General features: G+C 68.8%; 30 protein-coding genes. 13 read left to right on the top strand and 17 right to left on the bottom strand.

Going from position 1 to position 25,914, the window contains the following annotated elements; all coding sequences use genetic code 11:
- From AAGI91_11640 to AAGI91_11680, 9 genes are all read left to right on the top strand, one after another.
- Entirely contained in the window at window positions 1–393 is a 393-nt protein-coding gene (locus AAGI91_11640; GenBank protein MEM1043267.1) for a hypothetical protein, read from the top strand.
- The gene (pheT, locus tag AAGI91_11645) at window positions 390–2,873 is read left to right on the top strand and encodes a phenylalanine--tRNA ligase subunit beta (protein MEM1043268.1); all 2,484 of its coding nucleotides are present in this window, start codon (window positions 390–392) and stop codon (window positions 2,871–2,873) included. The genes AAGI91_11640 and pheT overlap by 4 nt, the downstream gene beginning before the upstream one ends.
- A 181-nt stretch (window positions 2,874–3,054) precedes the next feature.
- Complete coding sequence (locus AAGI91_11650; protein ID MEM1043269.1) at window positions 3,055–3,363, top strand: hypothetical protein; 309 nt, start codon at window positions 3,055–3,057, stop codon at window positions 3,361–3,363.
- 12 nt (window positions 3,364–3,375) lie between these two features.
- A complete protein-coding gene (locus AAGI91_11655) occupies window positions 3,376–3,666 on the top strand; it encodes a cell division protein ZapA (GenBank protein ID MEM1043270.1) in 291 nt (96 codons plus the stop codon).
- A 406-nt stretch (window positions 3,667–4,072) separates the two neighbouring features.
- Window positions 4,073–5,767: a ribonuclease Y gene (gene rny, locus AAGI91_11660; protein MEM1043271.1), complete on the top strand. Its 1,695-nt coding sequence runs from the start codon at window positions 4,073–4,075 to the stop codon at window positions 5,765–5,767.
- Window positions 5,768–5,866: 99 nt separating this feature from the next.
- On the top strand, window positions 5,867–8,374 hold the full coding sequence (ccsA, locus tag AAGI91_11665; GenBank protein ID MEM1043272.1) for a cytochrome c biogenesis protein CcsA: 2,508 nt from the start codon (window positions 5,867–5,869) through the stop codon (window positions 8,372–8,374).
- A 21-nt stretch (window positions 8,375–8,395) separates the two neighbouring features.
- Window positions 8,396–8,575, top strand: coding sequence for a hypothetical protein (locus tag AAGI91_11670; protein ID MEM1043273.1), 180 nt, complete (start codon window positions 8,396–8,398; stop codon window positions 8,573–8,575).
- Window positions 8,572–8,787 carry a type II toxin-antitoxin system RelE/ParE family toxin gene (locus AAGI91_11675; GenBank protein MEM1043274.1) on the top strand — a complete coding sequence of 72 codons (216 nt, stop codon included), beginning with the start codon at window positions 8,572–8,574 and terminating at the stop codon, window positions 8,785–8,787. Before AAGI91_11670 ends, AAGI91_11675 begins: the two co-directional genes overlap by 4 nt.
- Window positions 8,730–8,858: a type II toxin-antitoxin system RelE/ParE family toxin gene (locus AAGI91_11680; protein ID MEM1043275.1), complete on the top strand. Its 129-nt coding sequence runs from the start codon at window positions 8,730–8,732 to the stop codon at window positions 8,856–8,858. The genes AAGI91_11675 and AAGI91_11680 overlap by 58 nt, the downstream gene beginning before the upstream one ends.
- Window positions 8,859–8,875: 17 nt before the next feature.
- Here the strand turns inward: AAGI91_11680 and AAGI91_11685 are convergent, their stop codons facing one another.
- From AAGI91_11685 to AAGI91_11710, 6 genes are read right to left on the bottom strand one after another with little or no spacing between them, the layout of a single operon-like run.
- Window positions 8,876–9,985 (bottom strand): metal ABC transporter permease, encoded by a 1,110-nt coding sequence (locus AAGI91_11685; GenBank protein ID MEM1043276.1) that lies wholly within the window; start codon window positions 9,983–9,985, stop codon window positions 8,876–8,878.
- Window positions 9,982–11,175: a metal ABC transporter permease gene (locus AAGI91_11690; protein ID MEM1043277.1), complete on the bottom strand. Its 1,194-nt coding sequence runs from the start codon at window positions 11,173–11,175 to the stop codon at window positions 9,982–9,984. Before AAGI91_11690 ends, AAGI91_11685 begins: the two co-directional genes overlap by 4 nt.
- A gap of 26 nt (window positions 11,176–11,201) precedes the next feature.
- Complete coding sequence (locus tag AAGI91_11695; protein MEM1043278.1) at window positions 11,202–11,573, bottom strand: four helix bundle protein; 372 nt, start codon at window positions 11,571–11,573, stop codon at window positions 11,202–11,204.
- Between the two features lie 34 nt (window positions 11,574–11,607).
- The gene (locus AAGI91_11700; GenBank protein ID MEM1043279.1) at window positions 11,608–12,351 is read right to left on the bottom strand and encodes a metal ABC transporter ATP-binding protein; all 744 of its coding nucleotides are present in this window, start codon (window positions 12,349–12,351) and stop codon (window positions 11,608–11,610) included.
- Window positions 12,352–12,355: 4 nt separating this feature from the next.
- Window positions 12,356–13,297 (bottom strand): zinc ABC transporter substrate-binding protein, encoded by a 942-nt coding sequence (locus AAGI91_11705; protein MEM1043280.1) that lies wholly within the window; start codon window positions 13,295–13,297, stop codon window positions 12,356–12,358.
- A complete protein-coding gene (locus AAGI91_11710; protein MEM1043281.1) occupies window positions 13,297–13,962 on the bottom strand; it encodes a metal-dependent transcriptional regulator in 666 nt (221 codons plus the stop codon). Before AAGI91_11710 ends, AAGI91_11705 begins: the two co-directional genes overlap by 1 nt.
- A gap of 72 nt (window positions 13,963–14,034) precedes the next feature.
- Between AAGI91_11710 and AAGI91_11715 the strand changes: the two genes are divergently transcribed.
- The 3 genes from AAGI91_11715 to AAGI91_11725 are packed head-to-tail and all read left to right on the top strand — an operon-like array spanning window position 14,035 to window position 17,647.
- Window positions 14,035–14,484, top strand: coding sequence for a thioredoxin family protein (locus AAGI91_11715; protein MEM1043282.1), 450 nt, complete (start codon window positions 14,035–14,037; stop codon window positions 14,482–14,484).
- A gap of 18 nt (window positions 14,485–14,502) precedes the next feature.
- Window positions 14,503–16,785 carry a TonB-dependent receptor gene (locus tag AAGI91_11720; protein MEM1043283.1) on the top strand — a complete coding sequence of 761 codons (2,283 nt, stop codon included), beginning with the start codon at window positions 14,503–14,505 and terminating at the stop codon, window positions 16,783–16,785.
- A gap of 1 nt (window position 16,786) precedes the next feature.
- A complete protein-coding gene (locus AAGI91_11725) occupies window positions 16,787–17,647 on the top strand; it encodes a class I SAM-dependent methyltransferase (protein MEM1043284.1) in 861 nt (286 codons plus the stop codon).
- Here the strand turns inward: AAGI91_11725 and AAGI91_11730 are convergent.
- From AAGI91_11730 to prmC, 3 genes are all read right to left on the bottom strand, one after another.
- Window positions 17,634–18,587, bottom strand: a complete 954-nt coding sequence (locus AAGI91_11730; protein MEM1043285.1) for a WD40 repeat domain-containing protein — start codon at window positions 18,585–18,587, stop codon at window positions 17,634–17,636. The two genes, AAGI91_11725 and AAGI91_11730, sit on opposite strands and share 14 nt — an antisense overlap.
- 65 nt (window positions 18,588–18,652) lie before the next feature.
- Complete coding sequence (locus AAGI91_11735) at window positions 18,653–19,327, bottom strand: ATP-binding protein (protein ID MEM1043286.1); 675 nt, start codon at window positions 19,325–19,327, stop codon at window positions 18,653–18,655.
- A gap of 8 nt (window positions 19,328–19,335) precedes the next feature.
- Window positions 19,336–20,193 carry a peptide chain release factor N(5)-glutamine methyltransferase gene (gene prmC / locus AAGI91_11740; protein MEM1043287.1) on the bottom strand — a complete coding sequence of 286 codons (858 nt, stop codon included), beginning with the start codon at window positions 20,191–20,193 and terminating at the stop codon, window positions 19,336–19,338.
- A 67-nt stretch (window positions 20,194–20,260) separates the two neighbouring features.
- Between prmC and AAGI91_11745 the strand changes: the two genes are divergently transcribed.
- A complete protein-coding gene (locus AAGI91_11745) occupies window positions 20,261–21,043 on the top strand; it encodes an SDR family oxidoreductase (protein MEM1043288.1) in 783 nt (260 codons plus the stop codon).
- Here AAGI91_11745 and AAGI91_11750 read toward each other — a convergent pair.
- From AAGI91_11750 to AAGI91_11785, 8 genes are all read right to left on the bottom strand, one after another.
- Window positions 21,040–21,663, bottom strand: a complete 624-nt coding sequence (locus AAGI91_11750) for a PHP domain-containing protein (GenBank protein ID MEM1043289.1) — start codon at window positions 21,661–21,663, stop codon at window positions 21,040–21,042. The genes AAGI91_11745 and AAGI91_11750 overlap by 4 nt on opposite strands.
- A gap of 150 nt (window positions 21,664–21,813) precedes the next feature.
- Window positions 21,814–22,878, bottom strand: a complete 1,065-nt coding sequence (locus AAGI91_11755; protein MEM1043290.1) for an ATP-grasp domain-containing protein — start codon at window positions 22,876–22,878, stop codon at window positions 21,814–21,816.
- Window positions 22,872–23,507, bottom strand: coding sequence for a PIG-L deacetylase family protein (locus AAGI91_11760; GenBank protein MEM1043291.1), 636 nt, complete (start codon window positions 23,505–23,507; stop codon window positions 22,872–22,874). Before AAGI91_11760 ends, AAGI91_11755 begins: the two co-directional genes overlap by 7 nt.
- 7 nt (window positions 23,508–23,514) lie before the next feature.
- Window positions 23,515–23,823, bottom strand: a complete 309-nt coding sequence (locus AAGI91_11765) for an acylphosphatase (GenBank protein MEM1043292.1) — start codon at window positions 23,821–23,823, stop codon at window positions 23,515–23,517.
- Between the two features lie 123 nt (window positions 23,824–23,946).
- Window positions 23,947–24,333, bottom strand: a complete 387-nt coding sequence (locus AAGI91_11770; GenBank protein MEM1043293.1) for a hypothetical protein — start codon at window positions 24,331–24,333, stop codon at window positions 23,947–23,949.
- Window positions 24,334–24,336: 3 nt separating this feature from the next.
- Complete coding sequence (locus AAGI91_11775; protein MEM1043294.1) at window positions 24,337–25,179, bottom strand: phenylalanine 4-monooxygenase; 843 nt, start codon at window positions 25,177–25,179, stop codon at window positions 24,337–24,339.
- Window positions 25,180–25,253: 74 nt separating this feature from the next.
- Window positions 25,254–25,433: a hypothetical protein gene (locus AAGI91_11780; protein MEM1043295.1), complete on the bottom strand. Its 180-nt coding sequence runs from the start codon at window positions 25,431–25,433 to the stop codon at window positions 25,254–25,256.
- A 45-nt stretch (window positions 25,434–25,478) separates the two neighbouring features.
- Window positions 25,479–25,706 carry a hypothetical protein gene (locus AAGI91_11785; GenBank protein ID MEM1043296.1) on the bottom strand — a complete coding sequence of 76 codons (228 nt, stop codon included), beginning with the start codon at window positions 25,704–25,706 and terminating at the stop codon, window positions 25,479–25,481.
- Window positions 25,707–25,914 lie beyond the last annotated feature (208 nt).

Genomic DNA, 25,914 nt, shown 5'->3' on the forward strand with positions numbered 1-25,914 from the left:
ATGCCTTTCATCGAGACACAACTGGCAACGGACTGGACCCCTGCTACCGTTCCCTCGAAATGGGCGCGGCTCGTGGAGCGCTTCCTGGCGAGGCTGCTCCCGGCCGGCAGCCCGGACTTCAGTGCCCGCGACTACGAGCGTGTGCAGCGGTGGTGGATCGAACTTGACCCAAAGCACCACCGTCCCGAGCGCGAGATCGGCCTCGACGATCAGGGACAGCCTGTCGTCGTTGGGCCGCTGGGAGACAACCTCGGCTTCTGGACTGACTCGGACATGCAGTTCGACCCAGCCGCCCACGACCGCATCTCCAAGAACGATTTCGAGACGATGTGGACGCAAGCCGTTCAACAAATAGTCCGCGACAAGGGACTCGTGACCAAGGACCCATCATGAACATCTCCACCAACTGGCTCGCGGACTACGTCGAGCACGACCTCGCGCCCGACGACCTCGCCGAGGCGCTGACGATGCTCGGCCTGGAGGTCGAGTCCGTCGAGACGCACGGGCGCGATCTAGGGGGCGTCGTCGTCGGGCACGTCCTCTACACGCAGCAGCACCCGAACGCCGACCGGCTGCGGTTGTGCGAGGTGGACCTCGGCCCGGAACACAGTGCCGACGGGTCGCCCGTGCAGATCGTCTGCGGCGCGCCGAACGTGGCGACCGGGCAGAAGGTGCCCGTGGCGACGGTCGGGACGACGCTGATGCTGCCGTCGCGGAAGACGGGCGAGCTGGAGCCGGTGACGCTCAAAAAAGCCAAGCTGCGCGGCGAAGAGTCCAACGGCATGATCTGCGCCGAGGACGAACTCGGCCTCGGGACCGACCACGACGGGATCCTGGTGCTCGACGCCGACGCACCCGCTGGGCAGCCCTTCGCCGACTACCTCGCCGAGCGAGGCCGGACGGCGAGCGACGCGGTACTCGACGTTGCCATCACCCCGAACCGGCCCGATGCCGTCAGTCACATCGGCGTGGCACGCGACGTGGCGGCGGTGACCGAGGGCAGCCTGACTAAGCCCGAGGTCGAGATTCCGGCACCGGGCGGCGAGGCGGCCGAGGCGTTCGCGGTCGAGATCGAGGCCCCAGAGGTGTGCCACCGCTACGTCGGGATGCTGGTGCGCGGGGTGACGGTCGACGAGTCGTCGGACTGGCTCAAGGCGCGGCTCGAAGCCGTCGGCCTCCGCCCGCGCAACAACGTGGTCGACGCCACCAACTACGTCATGCACGAGGTCGGGCAGCCGCTCCACGCCTTCGACTTCCAGACCCTCGCCGGGGCGAAGATCGTCGTCCGGCAGACCGAGGGCGAGGCGACGTTCACCACGCTCGACGACGCCGAGCGCACGCTCCCCGCCGGGACGCTGATGATCTGCGACGCCGAGCGGCCGGTCGCGATCGCGGGCGTGATGGGCGGCCAGAACTCCGAGGTCTCGGACGCCACGACCGACGTGCTGATCGAGAGCGCCTACTTCGACCCGACCTCGGTCCGCACGACGGCGAAAGCGCTCGGGATGCAGACCGACGCGTCGTACCGCTTCGAGCGCGGCGTGGACCCGGCCGGGCAAGCGTGGGCCGCCGCCCGCGCCGCTGAACTGATCCGCGACCTTGCGGGCGGCACGATTGTCCCCGGCAGCGTGGACGCGCACCCGGTTCCGCCCGAGCCGCGCGAGGTGACGCTACGCCCGTCGCGCCTCACCCGCCTCCTCGGGGTCGAGATTCCGACCGGCGAGGTCAAGCGCCTCCTCACCGCCATCGGGTTCCAGATCGAAGACGCCGGCGCCAACCTCAAGGCGACCGTGCCGACCTTCCGCCCGGACGTGGAGCGCGAGATTGACGTGATCGAGGAGGTAGCCCGGCTGTGGGGCTTCGACCGGGTGCCGACGCCGGGCGGTGCCGTCGTACCCTACGCTCCGCCCCGCCCGGACCGGGCGGCGCAGCTCCGCGAGCGCGTCCGGCAGCACCTTGTCGGGCTCGGCTTCCGCGAGGTCTACACCAACAGCCTCATCCCCGCCCCGACGGCCGCGGCGTTCGCCGATGTCGAACTCGTAGGCGTCGAGATGGACCCGGTGGAGACGGTCAACGCGATCAGCCGAGAGATGAACGCGCTCCGCCCGAGCCTCCTCCCCGGCCTGCTCGGGGCGATGGCCTACAACCAGAACCGCGACGCGGGCGCGCTCCGCTTCTTCGAGTTCGGGCACGTCTACGGTCGCACCGATAGTCCGGCGAACGTGATCGAAGGCTACCACGAGCACACGGCGCTGATCCTCGGGATGAGCGGTCCCGCCCAGGTCAGCGGGGCGGACCAGGACGAGCGCGGCGTCGACTTCTTCGACCTCAAGGGGGTGGTGCAGCACCTGCTCCGCTCGCTCGGGATCGAGGACACAGGCGAGGTCGCCGGGCCCGAGGCCAACGAGCGGACGGCCTACCGGCTGTTTCTCGACTACGCCGGGCAGCGCCTCGGCGTGCTCGCCCGTACGTCGGACGCGCTCGGCGAGGCCTCGGACCTGCAGGAGACGGTCTACTTCGCCGAACTAAACTGGAATGCCCTCGCCGGGCTTCTCACCGCCAGACCTGCGACGCGCTACGCGCCGATCTCCCGCGCGCCCGCCGTGGACCGCGACCTCGCCGTGATCGTCGAGCAGTCCGCGCCGGTCGGCCCCCTCCTCGCGACGATCCGCACGGCCGGCGGCGACCTCCTCCAGAGCGTCCGCGTCTTCGATCTCTACGAAGGCGACCGCATCGAGGCTGGCAAAAAGAGCGTCGCCTTCGCGCTCCGCTTCGGGGCCGACAAGACGCTGACAGACAAGGTGGTCGACAAGCGCGTCCGGGCTATCGTCGACCGCCTCGGGCGCGAGCACGGCGCGGAGCTACGTGGGTAGGGCCGGGAGTTTTTCGGCGTGGATGGGAAGGAGGGCGAGGAGGGAATAAGCGTTGGTGCGAAGCGCGATGGCCTCGGTAGCTTTCTTGGCTTTGCATTCCACACCCTCCACACCCTCCACACCCTCCACACCCTCCACACCCTCCACACCCTATATTCCTGCCCCACCCTTTCCTGCCCCAATGAGCACGCCTCCGCCTCCACCCGACGCCCCGAACCACGGCATCCGCGCCCTCGAAACCTTGCGCGAGCGGGTCAAGCGCGCAGCCGCCGAAATCGCGCGGCTGCGCAGCGAGAACGCCCGGCTCGCCAGCCGAGTTGGGGAGCTAGCCGACCTCGCGGGCGAAGCGGGCGGTGTCACGATCGAGGGCGAGCCGGCCGCGCTCCGCGAGCAGGTCGAGGACTTCATCGAGGCCATCGACCGGATGCTCGCCGAGCCGTCGCCCGGCGAGGCTGTGTCCGACCGTGCTCCCGGCGGCTCGCCCGACTAACTACATCGCTCCATGTCCCAGACCTCGCTCCGCGTCGAAATCCTCGGGCACGAGTACCCGCTGCGCGTCGACGAAGCCGACGCGGCCCTCACCCGCGAGGTCGCCGCCTACGTCGACGAGCGGATGCACGCTTTCCGCAACGAGGTCCCCGGCGTCTCCGACATGACCCACGCCGTGCTGAGCGCCCTCGCGATTGCCGAGGAACTGCACCTCGCCTGGGGCGAGCTCGAGCGGCTCCGCACCGCTGTCGGTGCCGACGCCGACGCGCTCGCAGAACGTCTCGACGAAGCGCTGGCCGGCTAGGCGGCTTTCAACGAATCCAAAAAGAGGTGCCGGAACTCAGGGGCGCGCTTGCTCGATATAAGGCCCGTGCTTCTCGCTGCGCAGGCCGAGGATTCGGAGCGTGGCGAGGCGACACCCCATCACCGGTCTGCAGCTCCTGTTAAAGAAGCCTTACACCGCGTAAAATGGGAGCCTATCTTCGGGTTTGACCTCCAGGCCTCACACCGGCACCCGCCGGTGCTTCGGCGCTCAGCGCCGGAGCGGTGGAAGGAGCGAGAGTCCGAGCGGCACCCACTGTGTCATGAAGAGGCTTCTTCATACACCGCGCTGTAGGCTGGTGTCCTTTTTCGGCGCGGTGCCCCTGCAGCGCCTGCGCTAGCGCCCCGGAAGTCAATGCATCCGGGGCGCTTTTGTAGGTAACGCCCCCATGCTCCCCTCTGCCCTCCTCCTGATTGTCGCCGTCCTCGTCGCCCTCAGCGTCGGGGTGGTGCTGGGGCGATGGGCGCGTGCGGGGTGGGTGGGGAAACGGCTCGACGAGGCGACGCGCGAGGCCGAAGCGCTCATCGAGAAGGCGCGGCAGGAAGCCGACGCGTTCCGGCAGCAGCACGTCGTGGTAGTCCGCGAGGCGCTGGAGGCCGAGCGGCAGCGGCTCGACGCGGAGACGGCGGAGCAGCAGGCCAGGCACCAGCGCCTCCGCCACAAGCTGGACGTCCGGCAGGAGAAGCTGGCGCGCCGGGCCAAGCGTAGTGCCAAGCGCGAGGCAGCAGCCAAAAAAGCCCTCGACGCCGCGGAGGCTCTCCAGGCCGAGGCCGAGCGCCGCCGGGCCGAGGCCGAGGAGCTGCGCGCGAGCGTGCAGAAGCTCGCCGGCTCGATTGGCAGCCGGCAGCAGGCCCTCGCGGCGCGCGAGCAGGACGTGGACGAGCTCGAAGAAACCCTCGCCGCGAAGCACAACCGCCTCGACCGGCTCATCGGCGAGCACGTCCGCAAGCTCGAGAGCGTCACCGGCATCTCGAAGCAAGAAGCCCTCGACCGGCTCGTCGAGGAGCTGGAGAACGAAGCCAAGCTCGAAGCCTCCGCCGCCATCAAGGAGATCCGCGACGAGGCCCGGATGACGGCCAACCGCGAGGCGCGCAAGGTCGTCCTGACGGCGATCCAGCGGACCGCCGCCAACCACGCCGTCGAGCACACCGTCTCGCTCGTCCAGATCCAGAGCGACGACATGAAGGGGCGCATCATCGGGCGCGAGGGGCGCAACATCCGGGCGTTCGAGGCCGCCACCGGCATCGAGGTGATCGTGGACGAGACGCCCGAGGCCGTGCTCCTCTCCGGGTTCGACCCCGTCCGCCGCGAGGTCGCCCGGCTCTCGATGGTCCGGCTCGTGCAGGACGGCCGCATCCACCCGGCGCGCATCGAGGAGGTCGTGGACAAAGCGCGGAGCGAGATCGAGGACGAGGTCATCGAGGCAGGCGAAAAAGCAGCCATCGAACTCGGGCTCCACGGCCTCCACGCCGAGCTCGTCCGGCTCGTCGGGCGGATGAAGTACCGCTTCAGCTACGGCCAGAACCTGCTCGCGCACTCGGTCGAGGTCGCCCAGCTCGCCTCGCTCATGGCGGCCGAGCTCGACCTCGACCCGCGCAAGGCGCGCCGCGCCGGGCTGCTCCACGACATCGGCAAGGTGATCGACGGCGAACTCGAGAGTCCGCACGCGATCGTCGGGATGGAGCTGGCGCAGCGCTACAAGGAGCACCCCGAGGTCTGCAACGCCGTCGGGGCGCACCACGACGAGATCGAGATGACGACGCCGCTCGCCCCGATTGTGCAGGCCGCCGACGCCATCAGCGGGGCGCGGCCCGGGGCGCGGCGCGAAGGGCTCGACCACTACATCCAGCGGATCAACGCGCTCGAAGACCTCGCCGCTGGCTTCGACGGCGTCCAGCGGACCTACGCCATCCAGGCCGGACGTGAAGTCCGCGTCATCGTCAACCACGACGTCGTCTCCGACGCCCGAGCTAGCCAGCTCGCGCGCGACATCTCGAAGAAGATCGAGCACGACCTGCACTACCCGGGCCAGGTCAAGGTGACCGTGATCCGCGAGGTCCGCAGCATCGCCTACGCGAAGTAGGCTGCATCGGGCGTCCAGAGCAAAAAACGGTGAACCCGGGTCTCCAGCGCCGCTTACGTGTATGCTAAACGTCCTCTGTTTCACTAGCCCCTGCCGAGCATGATTGGGACCGTTGGGAGCCTGCTGATTCTGATTGCCCTCGTCGCGACGATCGTCTCCGGCGTGGCCTACGTCCAGGCTATGCGCGTGCCGGACGAGGCCGCCTGGTGGAAGCGGATCGGGCGCGGCGCGTGGTTCGTGATGGTCGGCGGCAGCCTCACCGCGTTCGGGCTGCTGGTGTACCTCTTCGCGACGCACCAGTACCAGTACGCCTACGTCTACTCGAACTCCGGCAACGACCTCCCGACCTACTTCACGATTGCAGCGACATGGGCCGGGCAGGAGGGCTCGTTCCTGCTCTGGATCGCTTTCAACGCGCTCCTCGGGGTCGCCCTCGTCCGGTGGGGGTCGCGCGCGTCGACGGGCCGCGACGCAGAGCTGAGGCGGACGTTCGAGCCGCCGGTGCTTGCCGTGTTCGCGCTCGGGCAGGCATTCCTGCTCTCGATGGTGGTCGGCCTCAAGCTCGGCGGACTCGAGATCGGGGCCTCGCCGTTCCAGACGCTCGCGGCGAAGTTCCCCGAGGCGCCCGTGCTCCAGGTCGCGGGCTACGTCCCGCCCGACGGCAACGGCCTCAACGACCTCCTCCAGAACTACTGGATGACGATCCACCCGCCGACGCTCTTCGTCGGGTTCGCGTCGATGATGGTGCCGTTCGCCTTCGCCGTGGCGGCGCTCTGGACGCGGCAGTACACGCAGTGGGTCAAGCCCGCGCTGCCGTGGACGCTCTTCGCCAACCTCGTGCTCGGCGTCGGGATCGTGATGGGGGGCTACTGGGCGTACGTTACACTTTCGTTCGGCGGCTACTGGGCGTGGGACCCGGTCGAGAACTCGAGCCTCGTCCCGTGGCTCTTCGGGATCGCCGCGATCCACTCGATGATCGTGCAGAAGCGGAGCGCGGCCGGGCACAAGAGCGCGCTCATCCTGAGCATCGCCGCGTTCATGTTCGTCGTCTACTCGACCTTCCTCACGCGCTCCGGCATTCTGGGCGACGTGAGCGTCCACTCGTTCGTCGACCTCGGGCTCTACAACCAACTGCTGATCTGGATCGTGACGATGGGGGTGGTCGGGTTCGGCCTCTTCGCCTACCGCTACCGCGAACTGCCCGCGCCGCAGCGACCGCCGGCCACGCTCAGCCGCGAGTCGATGATCTTCACCGGCGCGCTGACGCTATGCCTGATGGGCCTCGTCATCATCGTCGGGACGAGCGCGCCGATCCTGGGGCGCATCTTCCGCGACAACCCGGCCGGCGTGGCGATCTCGTTTTACAACAACTGGACGCTCCCGCTCGCGGTCATCACGGCGAGCCTCGCCGGGCTGGGGCAGCTCTTCTGGTGGAAGAAGATGACGGTCGAGAACGTGAACCGGGCCCTCCTCCGGCCCCTCGCGCTGACGGTCGTCTCGACGGCCGCCGTGATCGTCCTGACCCCGTTCGTCCCGGTGACGACGAGCGCGCCTCCGCTCATGGCGGCGGAGTCGGTGGAGGCCATCGAGGCCGGCCTCGGCGGCGGCCTGGAGGCGTTCTGGGCGAGCTACGGGCAGAGCCTGATGCTGCTGCTCCTGCTCTTCGCGTCGTTCTTCGCCTTCTACGGCAACGGGTCCGTGCTGTGGCGCATCGCGCGCGGCAACCTCAAGCTCGCCGGCGGCTCGGTCACCCACGTCGGCTTCGCCCTCATGCTGCTCGGCATCTTCTCGTCCTCCATCTTTAACAACCCGCTCACCGACGGCCATGGGGCCGACCTCCGCGGCGACCGCGACAACTTCATCCTCCAGCTCGGCCAGGAGAAGACCGTCGAGGGCTGGACCGTCGGCTACGAGGGCAAGTACTTCAACGACCGGGGCCGCATGGTCTACGCGCTCGACGTGGCCGCGCCGACTGGGCGGACGTTCACGACCGCGAACGTAGTCTACCAGTCCGACTCCGAGCAGTGGATCCAGCAGCCGCACGTCGAGAAGTTTGTCGACGAGGACCTCTACATCGCCATCTACCCGAGCGCGATGATGGGCGGCGGGCAGAACCAGAGCGCCCCCGGCGAACTCCTCCTCCGCCGGGGCGAGACCGCCCCGCTCGACGGCGGCGCCTACACCGTCGAGTTCACCGAGTACCAGCTCGACCCCGAGGTCACCGACCTCCCCGCCGACTCGCTCGACCTCGCGGTCGGGGCGGTCCTGAGCGTCACCAACACCGCGACGGGCGAGACCGAGACCGTGCGCCCGGTCTACGTGATCCGCACGGACCGGAGCCAGACGTTTGCCCCCGTCCGCATTCCGGACTGGAACCTCGGCTTCGCCTTCACCGGCATGCAGGTCGACAACGACGCGGTGCAGATCGTCGTCGAAGGCGCGCGAACGGTGCCGGAGGACTGGGTGGTGGTGCAGGCCTACCGCAAGCCGTTCATCAGCCTCCTCTGGCTCGGGACGATCGTCCTCGGCGTCGGCTTCGTGCTCTCGATCGTCCGCCGCGTCCGGGAGCAGAAGTCTACCGCCTCTCAACAGCGCGAGGCGAGCTAGTCCAACCCTCTCCAGCTTTCCATGTCCGACCCTGTATTCTCCAGCGGCGCACTCAAGCAGGCGCTCAACGAGGCGCTGAGTGAAGCTATCGTCGCGGACGTGCTGGAAGACCTCGCCTTCGGCGAGGCAATGCGCGAGGGCGAGACGACCGACGAGGTCAGCCGAGAGCGGATCTTCGACCTGCTGGAGGGACGCTCTTGAACGTCGTCTTCCGCGAGAGCTTCGAGCGCGACCTGAAGAAGCTCAAGGGCGACGCAAGGCTACTCGGCCGACTCCAGAAAGCTCTCGAGCAGATTGAGGATGCTGAAGCGCTCGGTACACTGGCGAACGTGGAGCGAATGCAGGGCTGGAGCGAATGCAGGGCTGGAGCGACTACTATCGTCTCCGCATCGGTGACTACCGCCTTGGGCTGAAGCTGGAAGAGGAGACGGTGATCGTTCTATGCTTCCTCCACCAACGCGACATCTACCGACGGTTCCGGTAGTCGGCAAGACGTGCCTGCTAGTCCACCATCGACTCCTGCGCCCAGGCGCGGCCGGGATCGGTGAGGCGGAGGCGGTCGGCGTCGCGCAGGACATAGCCGTCGCGCACGGCGGCGTCGACGGCGAGGCGGGCGAAGTCGGGCGACCAGCGGAGGTGCTCCTGGAGGTGCGGCACGCGGCACTCGCGCGCCTCCTGCGGCGTGTGCTCGTGGTGGAGCAGGTGAACCGTCAGCATGGTCGAGGCGAAGGTCCGGCGCTGGCTGCGCCGCCGCTGCGCCTGGGCGACGAGGCCGCGCTCCGGCGCGAACGCGAACGCGAGCGCAAACGCGACGCCCGCCATCGTCGCCATCGCTCCGGCGATCGAGGTGTCGAAGAGGTTAGCTGTCCAGTAGCCGGTGATCGCCGCGAGCACCCCGATGCCCGCGCTGAGGCCGAGCATCACGGTCAGCCGGTCGGTCAGGAGGTAGGCCGTCGCCGGCGGCGCAATCATCAGCGCGACCACGAGAATCGATCCGACCGCGTCGAAGGCACCGACGGCCGTCACTGAGACGAGCGTCATGAGGGCGTAGTGCAGCGCGCCCGGCGCGAACCCGAGCGCCGCAGCCAGCCCCGCGTCGAAGGTCGAGAGCTTTAGTTCTTTGAAGAAGACCGCGAGGAAGACGAGGTTGAGCGCGAGGACCGGTCCCATCACCCAGAGCGCCTGCGGGCCGAGGTCGACGCCGCCGACCTCGAACCGGTTGAACGGTGCAAACGCGAGTTCGCCGAGCAGCACGGCGTCCACGTCGAGGTGGATGTCCGAGGCGAAGCGGGCGATCAGGATAACGCCGACCGAGAAAAGGACCGGGAAGACGATGCCAATCGCGGCGTCCTCCTTCACGCGCTCGGTCCGGCTGAGCGCTTCGATGAGGACGACCGTCAGGATGCCCGTCGCGGCTGCCGCGACGATCAGGAGGGGGCTAGCGAGGTTCTCGGTTGCGAAGAACGCGAGCACGAGGCCGGGGAGGATCGCGTGGCTGATGGCATCGCTCATGAGGGAGATACGGCGGAGGACGAGGAACGCGCCGGGGAGCGCGCACGCCGCCGCCGTCACGGCCGCGATGAGCTGAATTTCGAGTTGTGTAGAGGTCACGCTCCCGGTTTCTCGCTTCTGGTTTCCCATTTCTGGTTTCTCGTCCTCTGCCCTCGGTCTGCTGTCCTCTGTCCTCCGTTCGCTGGAACACGGGCGAAGGCTTGCGCCGCCGCGAGGCCCCGGTCCGTCAGCGTCCAGCCGTCGTCCACCGGTTTGGCAAGTCCGCGGGCCGCGAGCGCGTCGAGGCCGGCGGCGACGCTCTCGGGCCGCGCTGTCATCGTCTCGAGGGTGGCGACGGGGTGTGGACGCTGCGGCTCGGCCGGGTGCTGGAGGGCAAGGGTGTAGAGGTCTTCGAGGACGCCGATCTCGCGGAGGTTCGTCCGGTTGCGCCGGGCGCGGAGCCACGCCGCCACCAGCCCCCGGCCGGGCGCGAAGAGCAGCGAGACGACGACGAGGGCACCGGCGAAGAGGACAATCGTCGGGCCGGTCGGGAGGCGGGCGGTCGTCGCGCTGAGGATGGCACCGCCGGCACCGGCGAGGGCACCGAAGAAGGCAGCGAGCGCCATCACCCCGCTGAGCCGGTCGGTCCACTGCCGGGCCGCGGCGGCGGGCGCGACGAGGATCGCGCTCATCAGCACCACGCCGACCGTCTGCAACCCGATCACGATTGCGACGACCAACAGCGTCGTCAGGACGATGTCGAGCCGCCGCATCGGAAAGCCGAGGGCCGCGCCAAATTGCTCATCGAAAGCGAGCAGCTTGAACTCTTTCCAGCACACGAGCGCAACGCCGAGCGCAACCACACCGAGCGTCGCCATCACCACGAGATCGCTCGCGACGAGCGCCGCCGCCTGCCCGAACAAGAATGTATCGAGGCCTGCCTGATTCCCGCCCGGCAGCCGCTGCACCGAGACGAGAAGTACAAGCCCGAACCCGAAGAACACCGAGAGCACGAGGCCGAGCGCCGCGTCGTACGGAATCCGCGACCGGCGCACAACTGTCATCACGGCGAGCGTCCCGACCCACCCCGCAAGCGCCGCCCCTACGACGAGCACGAGCGGGGCCTTGCTCCCGGTCAGCAGAAACGCGAGCGCGATTCCTGGCAGCGCCGCGTGGCTGATCGCGTCGCCGAGGAGCGACTGCCCCCGCAGCACGGCGTACGTCCCGAGCGACCCGCTCACGATCCCGAGCGTCGCCGCGCCGAGCGCGACGGTGCGGAGCGTGTAGTCGAAGAGGAGGTCGTGGAGCACGGGGGGCCGTGGTCAGTGGTGGGTGGTCAGTGGTTCTTGGTTCGACCGATAGAGCGGAGGTAGGCGTTGAGCGTTGGGGCGAGGTCTTCGATGAGCGGGCGCAATGCCTCAACCTGATCCTTGGTGAGCAGGCTGCGCTTGTAGGCGCGGCGGAGGAAGAACTTGGTTTCGTAGAGCGAGCCGCGGGCGATCCGAACGAATCGCTTGTTGTCGGCGTAGGTGCCACGTCCGGCCCCTTCTGCGATGTTAGCCCCCACGCTGTCGGCTGCCCGCACGATCTGCTGGCCCACGGTGCGCTTCGCAAATCCATCCCACGGTTTTACGACTTCCCACACCTCGTCCGCAAGCTGTTCTGCCATCTGAAACACCCGCAGATTCTCGAAGTCACTTTTAGCCATAGCACAACTCTCGTCGGTGAAAAGCCACGGACAACTAACTACGGACCACAGACGAACTCACAAACGGAATCCGCCCGCCGTAGGTTAGCCGCAGGTTGTCCTCGGTGAACACCTCATCCACCGGTCCGGCGGCGATGCGGCGGACGTTGAGGAGCAGCACCCAGTCGAAGTATTCGGGCACGGTCTGGAGGTCGTGGTGGACGACGACGAGCGTCTTGCCCGCCTGCCGAAGCTCTTGCAACAGGGTGACAATCGCGCGCTCGGTCGTGGCATCGACGCCCTGGAACGGCTCGTCCATCAGGTAGACCTGAGCATCCTGGACGAGCGCACGGGCGAGGAAAACGCGCTGCTGCTGCCCGCCCGAGAGCTGCGAGATCTGCCGGTCCGCGAGGTCCCGCATCCCGACTTTGTCGAGGGCTTCGAGCGCCGCCTGCTTCTCTTTCTTGCCGGGTCGCCGGATCCAGCCGAGCCGACCGTACAGCCCCATCATCACGACATCGAGCACGCTCGTCGGGAAGTCCCAGTCGACCGAGCCGCGCTGCGGGACGTAGGCGACGAGCGAGCGCTGCCGGGCGTAGGGTTCGCCGTAGATCAGCGTCTGCCCGGCGGCCACGTCCACGAGGCCGAGCATCGCCTTGATGAGCGTCGTCTTCCCCGCCCCGTTCGGCCCAACGATCGCCATCAGCACGCCCTCGGGCACGGCGAGATCGATGTCCCACAGCACGGGCCGGTCGCGGTAGGCGACCGTGAGGTCGGTGACGTCGATGGCGTTCGGCATCGCGCTACCGCCCGGCGACCGGCTCGCCCGCGAGCGCTCCGACGATCGTGTCCACGTTGTGGCGGATCATGCCGACGTAGGTGTCTGCACCCGACCCCTCGCCGCCGAGCGCGTCGGAGTACAGATTGCCGCCGATCTCGACCTCGAAGCCCCGCGCCCGGACGGCCTCGCGGACGGCCCGGATGGAGCGCTCCGACACCGACGACTCGACGAACAGCGCCAGAATCTGCCGCTCGGCGACGAAACGGGCGAGGTTCTGCACGTCGGCGGTCCCGGCCTCGGCCGTGGTCGAGAGGCCCTGCAGGCCGCGCACCTCGAAGCCGTAGGCACGGCCGAAGTAGCCGAAGGCGTCGTGGGCGGTGACGAGCACGCGCTGACCTTCGGGGACGCGCGCAGCCTCCGCCCGCACGTAGGCATCGAGGCTGTCGAGCTGTGCCGCGTACGCCCCAACACGCTGACCGTATGCTTCGGCGTGCGCCGAGTCGAGCGCGGCGAGGCGGCCGCCGACCGCCGCCGCAGCTGTCTTCCACATTGAGACGTCCATCCAGACGTGCGGGTCGAAGCTGCCCTCGTACTCGGGCGGCGTGTCCAAGAGCGCCCGGTCGATCTGGTCGGTCACAGCCGTCGCCCGGTCCTCCATCCGGTCGAGGAGGTCGGCCATCTTGCCTTCGAGATCGAGGCCGTTGTAGAAGATCAGGTCGGCATCGGTCATGCGGCGCACGTCGCCCTCGCTGGCGTTGTAGAGGTGCGGGTCCACGCCCGGCCCCATCAGGCCCTCGACCTCGACGCGGTCGCCGCCGATCTGCCGGGCGAGGTCGGCGATCATGCTCGTTGTGACCACGACGCGGACGGGCCGCTCGCTGAGATCGTCCTGCGGAGGACCGGCGTCGGGTCCACAGCCAGCGAGCGGGAGAAGAAGCAGAGCGCAGCAAAGAAGTCGAGGCATCAGGCGTCCTGGATATCAGTGATAAGAACGAAGCGGGCGGCGGTGCGGCCGACGGTCTGCTCGGTACCGCCGACGTCGAGCGTGAGCGGCCCGTCGAAGGGGGCGACCTCGACGACCGCGACCGGGGTCTGTGGGTAGAGGCCGAGACCGCCGACGTAGCGCAGCAGGTCGGCGTCGTGGTCCGAGACCTCGGCGACCGTCCCCCGCTGCCCAGCTTCCAGGTCGGCGAGCGGCGTCACGTCGCGCTCCTCGATTTCGAGCGCGAGCGTCGGGATCGGCGCGCCGTGCGGATCGACAGTCGGGTTGCCGAGGGCGTCGGCCATGCGGGCCTCGAGGTCTTCGGAAAGGACGTGCTCGATCCGCTCGGCCTCGGCGTGAACGCGGTCCCAGGGGACGCCGAGCGCTTCGTGGAGGTAGGCCTCGATGAGCCGGTGGTGGCGGATGACTTCGAGCGCAATCTTCCGTCCGGCCTCGCTCAGCCTCACCCCGCGGTAAGGCTCATGCGTCACGAGGTTCATCTCGGCCAGCTTCTTGACCATCCCGGTGACCGACGCCGCGGTCACGCCGAGCCGCTCGGCGAGGGCCGAGGTGGCGACGGCCGCGCCGCGCCCGAGGTCGTAGATCGCCTTGAGGTAGTCCTCGACGGCCTGGGTGTGTGGAGACATGACAGATAATTAGGATGCACACCAAGATACTCTTGACAGGAACCAGAGTTTGTTTTAGGTTGTCCTAAAATCATGATTCGCCGAACACTCATACTGCTCCTGCTCGCCGTAGCGGCTTCGGCCCAGCCCGAACCGCAGGCCGACCTGCCGTGGACGACTCTGCCGGGGGCGTTCGCGGACGCCGCCGCGACCGACCGCCCCATCGTGGTCTACGCGCACGCCGACTGGTGCGCGCCGTGCCACCGGATCGAGCAGACCACGTTCGCCGCTGCCGCCGTGCGCGCGCGCTTCGAGCGGTTCGTACTCGCCCGGCTTGACCTCGACGACCGCGACAGCAAGCAGCAGGTAGGCCCCTACCGGCTCAGCCCGGCCGCGTGGGCTGGGCGGCTCGGCGTCGAGGCCCCGCCGTCGCTCGTCCTGCTCGCGCCCGACGGGGCCGTGCTCGGCCGCGTCACGGGCTTCCTCGAACCCGACGCTCTCCTACCTATTCTCGACGCGGCCCTCTCGGACGCGCAATCGTAGCCCAGACGGCACCCAGCCATGCTCCATAGACACCTCCCGGCTCTCCTGTTTCTCCTCGCCGTCCCGCTCGCTGCGCAGCCGGCCGTCGAAGGCCGCGTCACGTCGGGTGGCGAGCCAGTGGTGCTCGCCACGGTTCAGGTCGCTGGCACGGTCCTCGGCACCGCCGCCGACGCCGATGGGCGCTTCCGGCTTACCCTCCCTGCGGCCGGAACGTACACACTCTCCGTTTCTGCTGTCGGGTTCGAGCCTGCCGAGGAAGCGGTGACCGTCGTCACCGGCGATACGGCGCAGCTCGACGTCGTGCTGGAGGCGGCGACGTACGAGGCGGGCGCAGTCGTGGTGACCGGGACGATGCAGGAGGTCGGCCTGCGCGAGTCGCCGGTGCGCGTCGAGGTGCTGCCGGCGCGCTTTCTGGAGACGGTCCCGTCGGCCAACGTGATGGACGCCGTCGAGCGCGTCAACGGGCTCTACCAGCAGATCGACTGCGGCGTCTGCTACACCAACAACATCCGCATCAACGGCATCGAGGGGCCGAACACGGCGGTCCTGATCGACGGGATGCCGGTCATGTCGAGCCTCGCGACGGTCTACGGGCTGAACGGGATTTCGCCGATGCTCATCAGGCAGGTCGAGGTCGTCAAGGGGCCGATGTCCACGCTCTACGGCTCCGAGGCGCTCGGCGGCGTGATCAACATCATCACGAAGGACCCGCGCACCGCACCGCGGCTCTCCGTCAATGCCTTCGGGACGACCCACACCGAGCTGGCTGGCGAGTTCGCGGTCGTCCCGACGCGGGGCCGCCTCGCGACGCTCGTCAGCGGCACCGTCCAGCACGCGCCCGAGTTCCACGACAACAACGGCGATGGCTTCTCCGACCGCGTGCTCGACACCCGTCTCGCACTGTTCGGCAAGGCGAACCTCGCCGACGCCAGCGGCTTCGAGAAGGCCAGCCTCGCGGCGAAGGTGTACTACGAGGACCGCGCGAACGGCGTCGAGGCGTTCCTTGCCGATCCCGACGGGCTGCGCGGCTCCTCCGATATCTACGGCGAGAGCATTCGCACAAACCGGTTCGAGGTCCTCGGCCTCGTCAAGCTCCGCCCGGACCTCACGCTCCAGGCCGCGACGAGCGGGCACTGGCAGGACTCGTTCTACGGCGACGAGGGGTACAGGGCGCGCCAGTTCAACGCGTTCTCCCAGGCGCTCTGGACGCCCGACCTGTCCAGCACTGTCTTCGGCAGCCACGACGTCCTCGCCGGGGCTACGCTCCGCTTCGACCGCTACGACGACGAGTCCGGCGCGACGGGCGTCTTCGACGACGCCGGCATCCTCCTCGAAAACCAGCCGGACGACCGGTTCATCCCCGGCGTGTTCGTGCAGGACGAGGTGCCCGTCGGGGCCAACGTCCGCGTCCTCGGCGGGCTGCGCGTAGACTACCAGAGCGAGCACGGCTTCATCCCGTCGCCGCGGGCTGCGATGAAATGGTCGCCCGGGCGCTACACGACGGCGCGGCTCAACGCCGGCACCGGCTTCCGGGTGGTCAACCTCTTCACCGAGGACCACGCCGCCTACACCGGCGGACGGGCAACGGTCATCCTCGAAAACCTCGACCCGGAGCGGAGTGTCAGCGCGACAGCGAGCCTCCAGCAGATTCTCCCGCTCGGCACCAGCCCGCTCACGCTCGACCTCGACGCGTTCTGGACGCAGTTCTCGAACAAGATCGAGCCGGACTACTCGGTGCCGGGCGAGATCCGCTACGCCAACCTCGACGGCAGCGCGACGACGCGCGGCCTCGCACTTCAGGCGCAGCAGGCGCTCTTCGGCACGCGTCTCCGCTACACGCTCGGCCTGACGCTCCTCGACGTGTTCGTGGAGGAGGGCGGCACCACCCGCCCGCTGGAGTTTGCCGCCGAGGTCCAGGGCACGGCAACGCTGACGTGGGACGCGCCCGCCGCCTTCACCGTCGACTACACCGCCCGCCTCACGGGTCCGATGCGCCTGCCGGACTACGCCCCGGAGACGCGCATCGCCTACGAAGCCGCCACCGGCGAGCCGCTACGCTCCGAGTCGCCGACCTACACCGTCCACGACCTCCAGCTCACCCGCGACCTCACACTCTCCAACGGCACACTCGGGCAACTCTACGTCGCCGTGCGCAACGTCTTCGACTACCGGCAGCCCAGCCCGCTCGTCGGCTACTACGACGGCACCCCCGGCTTCGGCGACACCTTCGACACGGCCTACGTCTACGGCCCCATCGAGGGCCGCCACCTCGGTGCCGGCCTCCGCATCACCCTACCCTGAGATGCCTGCCGATCCTGCCTCGGCCTCGCGGGTCCCGACCGGCCACCTCGGCGCGGTCGAGGAGACGCTGATGATCCCGCTCGTCGGGCGGGCGATGGAGATGGATCGCTCCCGGCCGGTCCTGCGCGACCCGAAGGCGCAGGCCATCGTCGCCGCGCTCGACTACGACTTCGCCAAGTTCGACGGGCCGAGCGCACGGGGGGCCGTCCTGCGGACGCGGATCTACGACCGGATCGTCGAGCGCTGGATGGCGGCGCACCCCGGCGGAACGGTCGTCGAGATCGGGTGTGGGCTCAACACGCGCTTCGAGCGGGTCGACGACGGGCGCGTCCGCTGGCGCGACCTCGACGTGCCCGACGTGATCGCGCTCTGGCACCGGTTCTTCGACGAGACCGAGCGGCGGCGGGCGATTGCCTCGTCGGCGTTCGAGACCGAATGGATGGACGCGCTCGCAGCCGAGACCGACGGGCCGGTGCTGTTCGCGAGCGAGGCGAGCACGCTCTTCGTCCCCGCCGAGACCAACCAAAAACTCTACGCGGACCTCGCCGCGCGCTTCCCCGGCGCGCACGTCTTCTTCGACACGGCAACGCGCTATTTCGCCGAACGCCAGGACGGGCGCGACGCGTTCCGCCACTGCACCGCACGCGTCACATGGACGGTCGAGGAGGTGTCCGAACTCGAAGCGTGGGGGCTGCAGGTCGAGGAGTCGTTCCCGCTGTTCCGGCCGAGCCGGTGGCTGCGCGGCGAGGTCCCGCGCCTCTACCGCGTGATGGGGGCCGTGGCGTCCGTCGTGAAGCCCGCGTTCGTCCGGCAGTACCGCCTCACGCTCGCGCAGCTTCCCGGCACCGTCACCGTTCGATGACGCGCAGGCGCTCGCCGGTGGCGGCGTCCCAGAGCCGGATGCGTGTGTCCTGGCCGACCGTCGCGAGCGTCCCGCCGTCCGGCGAGGCGGCGACGAAGAAGGCGATCTCGGGGTCGGCCTGCACCTCGTAGTCGAGCGCGCCCGTGTCGGCGTTCCACACGCGGAGCCGGCCGTCGCCGTAGGCGCCCGCGATGCGCGTCCCACCGCGTGCGAACGTGAGCGAGTTGACGAACACATCGGTCTCCAACCGGGTGCCCTCTCCCGTCGTGCGGTCGTAGACGTGGATCGTCCCGCTGCTGCCACCACCTGCCACGCGGCGACCCTCGGGACCAAAGACGCCCGTCGTGAAGGTCAGCCCAGGCGGCGACCACGCCTGCTGCAAGGTGGCGTCGCCGACGTGCCAGAGCCGCAGGAGCGTTCCGCGGCCGGCTGTGAGGAGCGTACGCCCGTCGGGCGAGAAGTTCGCCGAGGCGGTGACCTCCTCGTGCGCCGTGAACTGACGCTTGGTCTCGCCGCTCGCCGTATCCCAGAGGATCACTTCACCTTCGGTGGCTGCGCTGGCGAGGTGGCGCCCGTCGGGCGAGAACGCGGCGTAGAACAGCGTCCCCTCGTGCCCGCGGAGCGTCATGCGCTCGGCGCCTGTGGCAGCGTCCCACAGCTTGACCGTCCCGTCGTAGCTGGCGCTGGCGAGCGTCTCCCCGTCAGGCGACCACGCGGCGAAGACGACGTACTCGTCGTGCCCGGGTAGCGTGCGCGCGAGGTCGCCGGTAGCCACGTCCCAGATGCGGAGCGTGCGGTCCGAGGCAGCCGTGACGAGTTGCGTCCCGTCGGGCGAGAACTGCACGGAGTTGACCGCGACGCCCTGCGCCTGCGCGGCCGGTGCGACGCCAAGTGAGGCCACGGTGAGGATGAAGAGAGGAAGGCAGATGCCACGTAGCATGACAGAGTCTCCAGATGATAGACGGAGGGCGCCGGAGAGTGTGGCACTCCGCTCGCCTCCCTAATCTACACAGCCCGAGTGTGCCGAGGTCGGACGTCGGCGAACCAGAAGCCGCTGCGCTCGACGGTCTCCCCTGTCTCGATGGGGATCGGACGGACGAACATCGGCCCGGCGTGACAGAGGGTATGGAACTCGCCGTGCTCGCCGCAGGGGTCGATGCCTTCGGGGAGCGCCGCTAAGAGGTCCGCGTCGTACGGACGCCCGGCAAAGCTCGGGTCGAGGCGGGCCGGGTCGATGCAAGTCAGCACGGCTCGGAGCCCAGCACCCAGCATCTCGCGGGCGAGGAGATGCGTGTCACGGCCCCAGAGCGGGAAGAGCGGGTCGAGGCCGGTCGGTTCGAGCTGGCGCTCCCTGTAGGCGCGAACGTCGTCCAGGAAGAGATCGCCGAAGGCGACGTGCGTCACGCCGTCGGTACGAGCAGCAGCGAAGGCGTCGGCTAGGCGCGCTTCGTAGGCCTCGTTCGAGCACGGCCACGGCAGGCCGACTGTCCGAAGCGGGAGCCCCGCGGCCTCGGCCTGCACTTCGACGAGCGAGCGGCGCACGCCGTGCATCGCCACGCGGTCGGCGGCCTCGTTCAGCGTCGTCAGCAGCCCGACCACCTCCACGTCGGCGCGTTGCCGGAGGACGTGGAGCGCCCACGCCGCGTCCTTCCCCGAACTCCACGAGAGGAGCACGCGCATCGGCCTACTCATGACCTGAAGTGTCCCCAGGCGATGCGAGGCCGGCCCGCGAGGTCGTCCTTGACGCCGGCGTCGGCAAAGCCACTCTCGGCGAGGAGGTCGCGGACGGCGTCGGCGTAGTCCGCGTGCGTTTCGACGACGACGAGGCCGCCGGGCTTGAGCACGCGCGCGGCGTGGCCGGCGATGGCGCGGTAGTGCACGAGCGGGTCGTCGCCGGTGAAAAGGGCGGCCGGCGGCTCGAAGTCGCGCACCTCGGGTTCGAGCATGGCCGCCTCAGCATCGGGGACGTAGGGCGGGTTGGAGACCAGCAGGTCGAAGCACGGGGGGACGCCCTCAGCGAAGACCGGCGCGAGGATGTCGGCGCGGATGAACGACACGTCGAGCGCAAGCCGGTCGGCGTTTTCGGCCGCGACGGCGAGGGCGTCTTCGGAGAGGTCGCAGGCGAAGACCTCGGCGTCGGGCCGCTCGTGCTTGAGGGCGAGGGCGATGGCTCCGCTACCGGTCCCGAGGTCCAGCACCCACGGCTTCGGCACGTCTTCGAGCCGCTCGAGCGCGGCCTCGACGAGTTCTTCCGTCTCGGGGCGCGGGATGAGCACGGCGGGCGTGACCCGGAGCCGGATACCGTAGAAGTCGGCGTGGCCGATGACGTACTGGAGCGGCTCGCGCTTCAGCCGACGGCTCATCATCGTCTCGAAGACCTCGGCCTCTTCGGCAGTCACCGGCTCGTCGAGGCGTGTTAGCAGCGAGGTCCGGTCGAGCCCGAGCGCACCTTCGAGCATCCACTCTGCGTTGCGCCGCACGTTCTCGATCCCGGCCTCGCCGAGCCGCTCGGTCGCTGCGTCGAGCAGGGTGCGCCGGGTTTTCATGGGATCAACCCTTCTGGGGTGCGATACAATCTCCCTCAAACATACGCCGCCCACGCTCCCCTCTCCCATGCGCTCCTACCACAGCCGTACCGTCCTCGTCACCGGTGCCTCCGGCGGCATCGGCGAGGCGATGGCCCGCCAGCTCGCCCGCGACGGAGCCCGCCTGCTGCTCACCGCCCGCTCCGAAGACACCCTCCACCGGCTCGCCGACGAGTTGCGCGTCCAGGGTGCCGAGGCTGAGGTGTTTGCCCATGACCTCGGCACGCCCGGGGCCGCCCAGGGGCTGTTCGACCGGATCACCGAGGCGGGGCACGCCCTCGACGTGCTCGTCAACAACGCCGGGTTCGGCAAGATCGGGACGTTCATGGAGTACGAGGCCGGCGTCTACGAGGGCATGGTGACGCTCAACGTCACGAACCTCGTCACGCTCACGCGGCTCGCCCTCCCGGGCATGTTGCAGCGCGGCACCGGCGGTGTCCTCAACGTCGCCTCGACCGCTGCCTTCCAGCCCGTCCCCTACTTCGCCGTCTACGCCGCTACGAAGGCGTTCGTCAAGTCGTTCACCGAAGCGCTCCACGCCGAGGTCGGGGGCACAGGTGTCGCCGTGACCTGCCTCTGCCCCGGTCCGACAGATACGGGATTCTTCGAGCGCGCCGACATGGACGGCGTCCCCGGCGGGCGGGCCGCGGAGACGCCCGAAAAAGTCGCCCGCGTCGGCCTCGAAGCCCTGCTGGAGAACGAGCACACCGTCATCAGCGGCCTCAACAACAAGGTGATGGCTGCCGCCGCCCGCTTCGCCCCGACGAAAGCTGTGCTCGCCGTCGGCAAGAAGATGATGCAGGAATTCTAGGGCGCGAAGAACCGCTCTACGTCCTCGATCCGGTGCGCGTCAATGCCCCGGACGAGACACTCCGGCCGGACGAGCGGCAGCACGTCGTCAGGCACGAGCCGGTAGCGGGCGTTCTGCTCGACGAGCAACCCAGCGTCTTGCGCGGCGTCGAGGAGCGACGCGTAGCGCGCCTGCTCCGCGTCGAGCCGGTGCCACTTCTGCAGGCGAAGGCCCGGATGAACCCATACGGCCGGAACGTCCAGGGACCCGGCAAAAGCAAAAGCGGCTCGGAGCGACGCGTCCCACAGGGTGATGTCCTCGGGAAACGCGTGCTCGGCGACGCCGATGACAGCGGCGAGGGCAAGGTGCTCGTCGGCGATGTCGAGTGCGCCGCCCGGCAGCACCTTCGCCTCGAAGCCAAGCACGACAGGGACCTCGTGCCGCTTCCCCGCTTCCTGGACTTCCTCGGCGAAGGTACCGACATCGTACGTCGGCGCGCGGCGGATGTGTTCGAGGAAGACGACGCGGTCGAGGTCGCGCGCCGCGGCCCAGCGCACGTAGTCGTCGGCCGTCGGCGTGCCGTCGGTGTAGTGGGTGTGGCAGTGGAAGAGCACGCGGCCCTGGAAGAGGTCAGGCAGCATGGAAGAGCGGAAGAGCGGAAGAGCGGAAGAGCGGAAGAGCGGAAGAGCGGAAGCTAGGCGCGGAGCGCAACAGTCTCGGTAGTTTTCTCGGTTTTTATTCCATTCCCCCCATTCCCCCCATTCCCCCCATTCCCCCCATTCCTCCCATCCTCAAACCTCAGTCACCTCGTCGTCCACAATCCCGAGGCCACCCCAGTAGCGGCGGAAGGTTGCGGTGCGGAGGGAGTCCGGCAACGCACGGGGCGTCTCGCCGAGGCACTCCTGGACGCCGAGCCAGACGGCGTTGAGGCCGCCGAAAACGCTCGCTACCATCGTCCCCTGCACGCGGGGGTTGCACTCGAGCACGCGCGGCACGCCGTCTGCGTCCTCCTTGAACTGGAACCCGAAGGCGTAGCGGAGCCCGAGGTGCTGTGCGGCTCGTAGCGTCGGCTCGGTCAGGTCGGCGCGGTCCGGCAGGAGCGTAGTCTCGAACGAGATGCCGCTGCGGATCGCGTCCCGGCGGCGCGGCATCGCTGCGGCGAGGCGGTCACCCGCGAACGCATCGACGGAGTATTCCGGGCCGGGCAGATAGTCCGTCACGAGGAGGTCGGGCCACGCGTCGCCGCGCCGGAGGACGGCGAGGAGGTCGCCGAGCGAGACCTCGACCCCGTTCGGCTTTTCGGTGAGGAAGCGGCGGGCGTCCCACGCGGCCTCGCGCAGAATGCGGAGCCCGCGCATCCCGTTCGAGACCGGCGGCTTGACCGCGACCGGCACGTCGGGATACCCGAGCGCTTCGGCAGCCTCGACGAGGCCGGCTTCGCTCCGGGCGAGGTGCCACGCGGGAGCCGGCAGGCCGAGGCCGTCGAACGCACGCAGCACGGCCCCTTTGTCGTTGGCGGCCTCGACCGCCTCGGCTCCGCTCACCATCACCCGCGCCTCGCTGAACGCGTTGCGGTGGCGCGAGAGGACGGCAGTCTCCCGGGTCGTCTGGGGGAGGACGAGGTCGACCCGCTCGGCGCGGCAGACGGCGCGGAGGGCGTCGAGATAGCCTGGCGACTCCGGCGGCGGGACGGGGTGAAAGGCATCGACGAGGTACCGCCCGACCGCCTGCTCGCTCAGGTCTACCCCAACGGTGACGAGCGGCCGGTCGCCGGCTCCGGCGCGTAGCGCGTAGAGCGTCCCCCGGATGCCGGGGGCCCCGGCCCCGGTGACGAGCACCCGGAGCGCGGCTACCACTTGACCCGGACGACCTCGAACGCCTCCGCGATCTCGACCTTGACCTGGGTGCCGCGCACGCGGGCAAGGCCGTCGACGAAGTCCCGCGAGAAATACGGTCGCTGCAATTCAAACTGCGACCGGTAGGCCTGAAGCGCCGCCCACTTGGCGTCGAGGTGGCGCGGGGCGAGGGTGACGAACGCCTGGGCGTCGAACGTGACGTGGTTCCAGGGCAGTTCGTAGCCCAGCGCCGTCACGTCCTTGAACGCCCGCAGCCCCTCGGCGTGGACGACCTGGTGGTCCTGGTGAAGGTCGTGCCCCGAAGGCAGCAGCACGAGGTCCGGCTCGACCTGGTGCCGCACGCTGACCATCTCTTCGAGCACCTCCTGGCGCGAGTACGAGAGCCGGCGGACCTGGTAGTCGTAGACGTGGCGGTGCGCCTCGGGTATGCCGAGCGTCTCGGCAGCCTGGGCGAACTCGCGGCGGAGCGTGTCCGGCGGCTCGTCGGCCGGGAGCGAGTCACTGGCGGTCGAGAAGACCATCACATGGACCTCGGTGCCGGCCTCGAGGAGGCGGGCGAGCGTGCCGCCGCAGCCGAGTTCCGCGTCGTCGGTGTGGGGGGCGAGGACGAGCGCGCGGCGGTAGTCCATGCGGTGCCTAGTAGTACTCGATGGAGAACCCGTCGAACCGGCCGCGGGCGGCCTCCCAGGACTCGTCGACCTCGTCGACCTCGGCGAGGTCCGGCCCCTGGTGGAGCGCGCTCAGGAACTCGTTCAGGGCCTCGCTCGGCCCCTCGGCGACGACCGTGACGATGCCGTTGGGGTCGTTGCGGACGAGGCCGCGAATGTTGAGCTTGCGGGCGACGCCGCGCGTGAAGTACCGGAAGCCGACACCTTGCACGTGACCGTGGACCTCGACGACGAGGCGTTCCTGATCGTCAGGCGTGTGAGATGGAGTGGTAGTCATAGCAGAGATGGGATGGGCTATGCCGTAGAGTAATAACGCGCTCACGACATAAACAAGGGCGGCGGCCTGATATTGCCGTAGCCTTCGCAGAAAACAGCGCAGGCATGCGGAAGTGCCTCCGTCCTATCCCGGCGTAAAAAGCGTGCGCCACGGAATCGCAAACGGAAGGACTACCACCCAGAGTGCAAAGCTGACCGCGACGCCGCTGGGCACGGCCGCCTCGCCGGCACGCCACGCAGGCATAGCGAAGGCGAGGAGCCAGAGCGCCTTGTAGACCAACTGTACGACGAGCAGGACGGCCATCTGCTCGGGCAAAAACAGTCCGACCGCCGAGAGAATCGCCACGGTGCACCAGAAAGCCCCCACCACGCCGAGCGCTGCATCCGGTGACGCGGTTCCTGCAAACACGCTGTTCTGTGCCTGGTCCGGCGCGAAGAGGCTGGACCAGCCTACGCTGCCCGCCAGCAGGATATTGGCAGCGTAAACGAACCGGAGCAGCGGGGCCTCCATCACTCAGAGCAGCTTGCGGCTTTTGGCCCAACCCTCGAACTCCTCAACGAGTTGCTCGAAGCTCTCCAGGACGAACAGGATGGGCTGGAGGTGCCACACGTCGTAGTCCTGGCTGACGACGCCCTCCGGCGAGAACGGCCGGTGCTCCACGTTGTCCGAGAGCGCGTTGAGCACCTCGCCCTTCGACGACATGATGCCGGCCCCGAAGAGGCGGTACCCCGACGGGTCCTGGACGAGACCGAACTCGACCGTGAACCAGTGGAAGCGCTCCAGGCTCTGCCGGTCCACGCCCTTCGCATCGAGCGCCGCCTGGCCGAAGAGCTGGTAGAAGTCGGCAAACGCCGGCTGGGTCAGCGTCGGCATGTGCCCGAAGATGTCGTGGAACATGTCGGGCGCGGGGGTATAGTCGAGCTCTTCTTTGCCGCGAATGTAGTCGGTGGAGGGGAACTTGCGCTCGGAGAGGAGGCGGAAGAAGTCGCGCTCGTGGAGGAGGCCGGGGATGCGGGCGATGGTCCAGTCGGTCGCGCGCGTCAGGACGCGGCTGAGGTCGCGCAGCGCGGGGATGCCGGTGGCTCCGAGGCCGAGACGCTCGACGCCGTCGAGGTAGGTCTCGCTGGCCCGCCCGGGCAGGAGGTCCAGCTGCCGGCTGAAGAGGAAGTTCCACGTCTCGTGGTCGCCCTCGGGGTAGGTCGGCGGGGCGATGGCGTCGCCGAGCGGCGGGTCGCCGTCGAGGTCGTGCGGGATGCAGCGCGGGTCGAGGCCGGCCTCGTCGCCTTTCTCGTAGGCCGACTTGTACTCGGCGAGATCGCTGGGACGAGCTTCGAGCGTAGTCTGGTCGTCAGTCATCAGTCCGGGTCGGTAGGTGTAGAAAGCGCTTCCGAGCAGAGCGCAGTATAACCCCTGAACGGACTGCCGGGTCCCTATTCGTCTGGCTGGTCGCCGTGCGTTTCGGTAGAATCCCGCTTCGCATACCCGAGCACGGTGACGGCTAGCCCTATCGCCACCCCCACGGCCACCGTCACCCACCAGCTCAGTGCGTCGAGCGCGAACAGGCGCGGGGCCAGCACCACCAGAACCACCCCCGCGAGGCCGAGTGCCACGAGCCGAACCGAACCAGACGAGCCAGGCAGCATCGGTGCGCGACTTCAGGGTTTGACCGTGTCCTGGTGCGTCACGAGGAGCGCGAGGCGGAGCACGATGTAGAGCGCGAGCACGGCGCAGAGCACGAACACCGCCCGCTCGATGCCGGTCGTAGTCCACTCGCCGTAGCGCATCCAGTCCGCCATCGTCCAGCCGACGAGGTTGGCGGCAGCAACGAGCGCGCCGAAGAGCAGCAGCAGCCGGCGCGGCGCACGGAGATCAGAGGCAGACATAGACGCGGAACCAGAGAAGTCTGGCGTGGGACGGGTCGGGACGACGCGAGGTTTCTCCCTGACCTCGCTAGAGCTTGTTAGCAACTTGACCTCCTCAGACAGCGCAGAAACGCCGTTCTGATGTCACAAGCCCCGAAACCGAGTCATTCCCGACCCAGATCGGGAATCCATGCAGCGTCGGCACGCGGTGCCATCGTGGCGTGGATTC

The organism is Bacteroidota bacterium, assembly GCA_038746285.1.
Taxonomy (GTDB): Bacteria; Bacteroidota; Rhodothermia; order Rhodothermales; family JANQRZ01; genus JANQRZ01.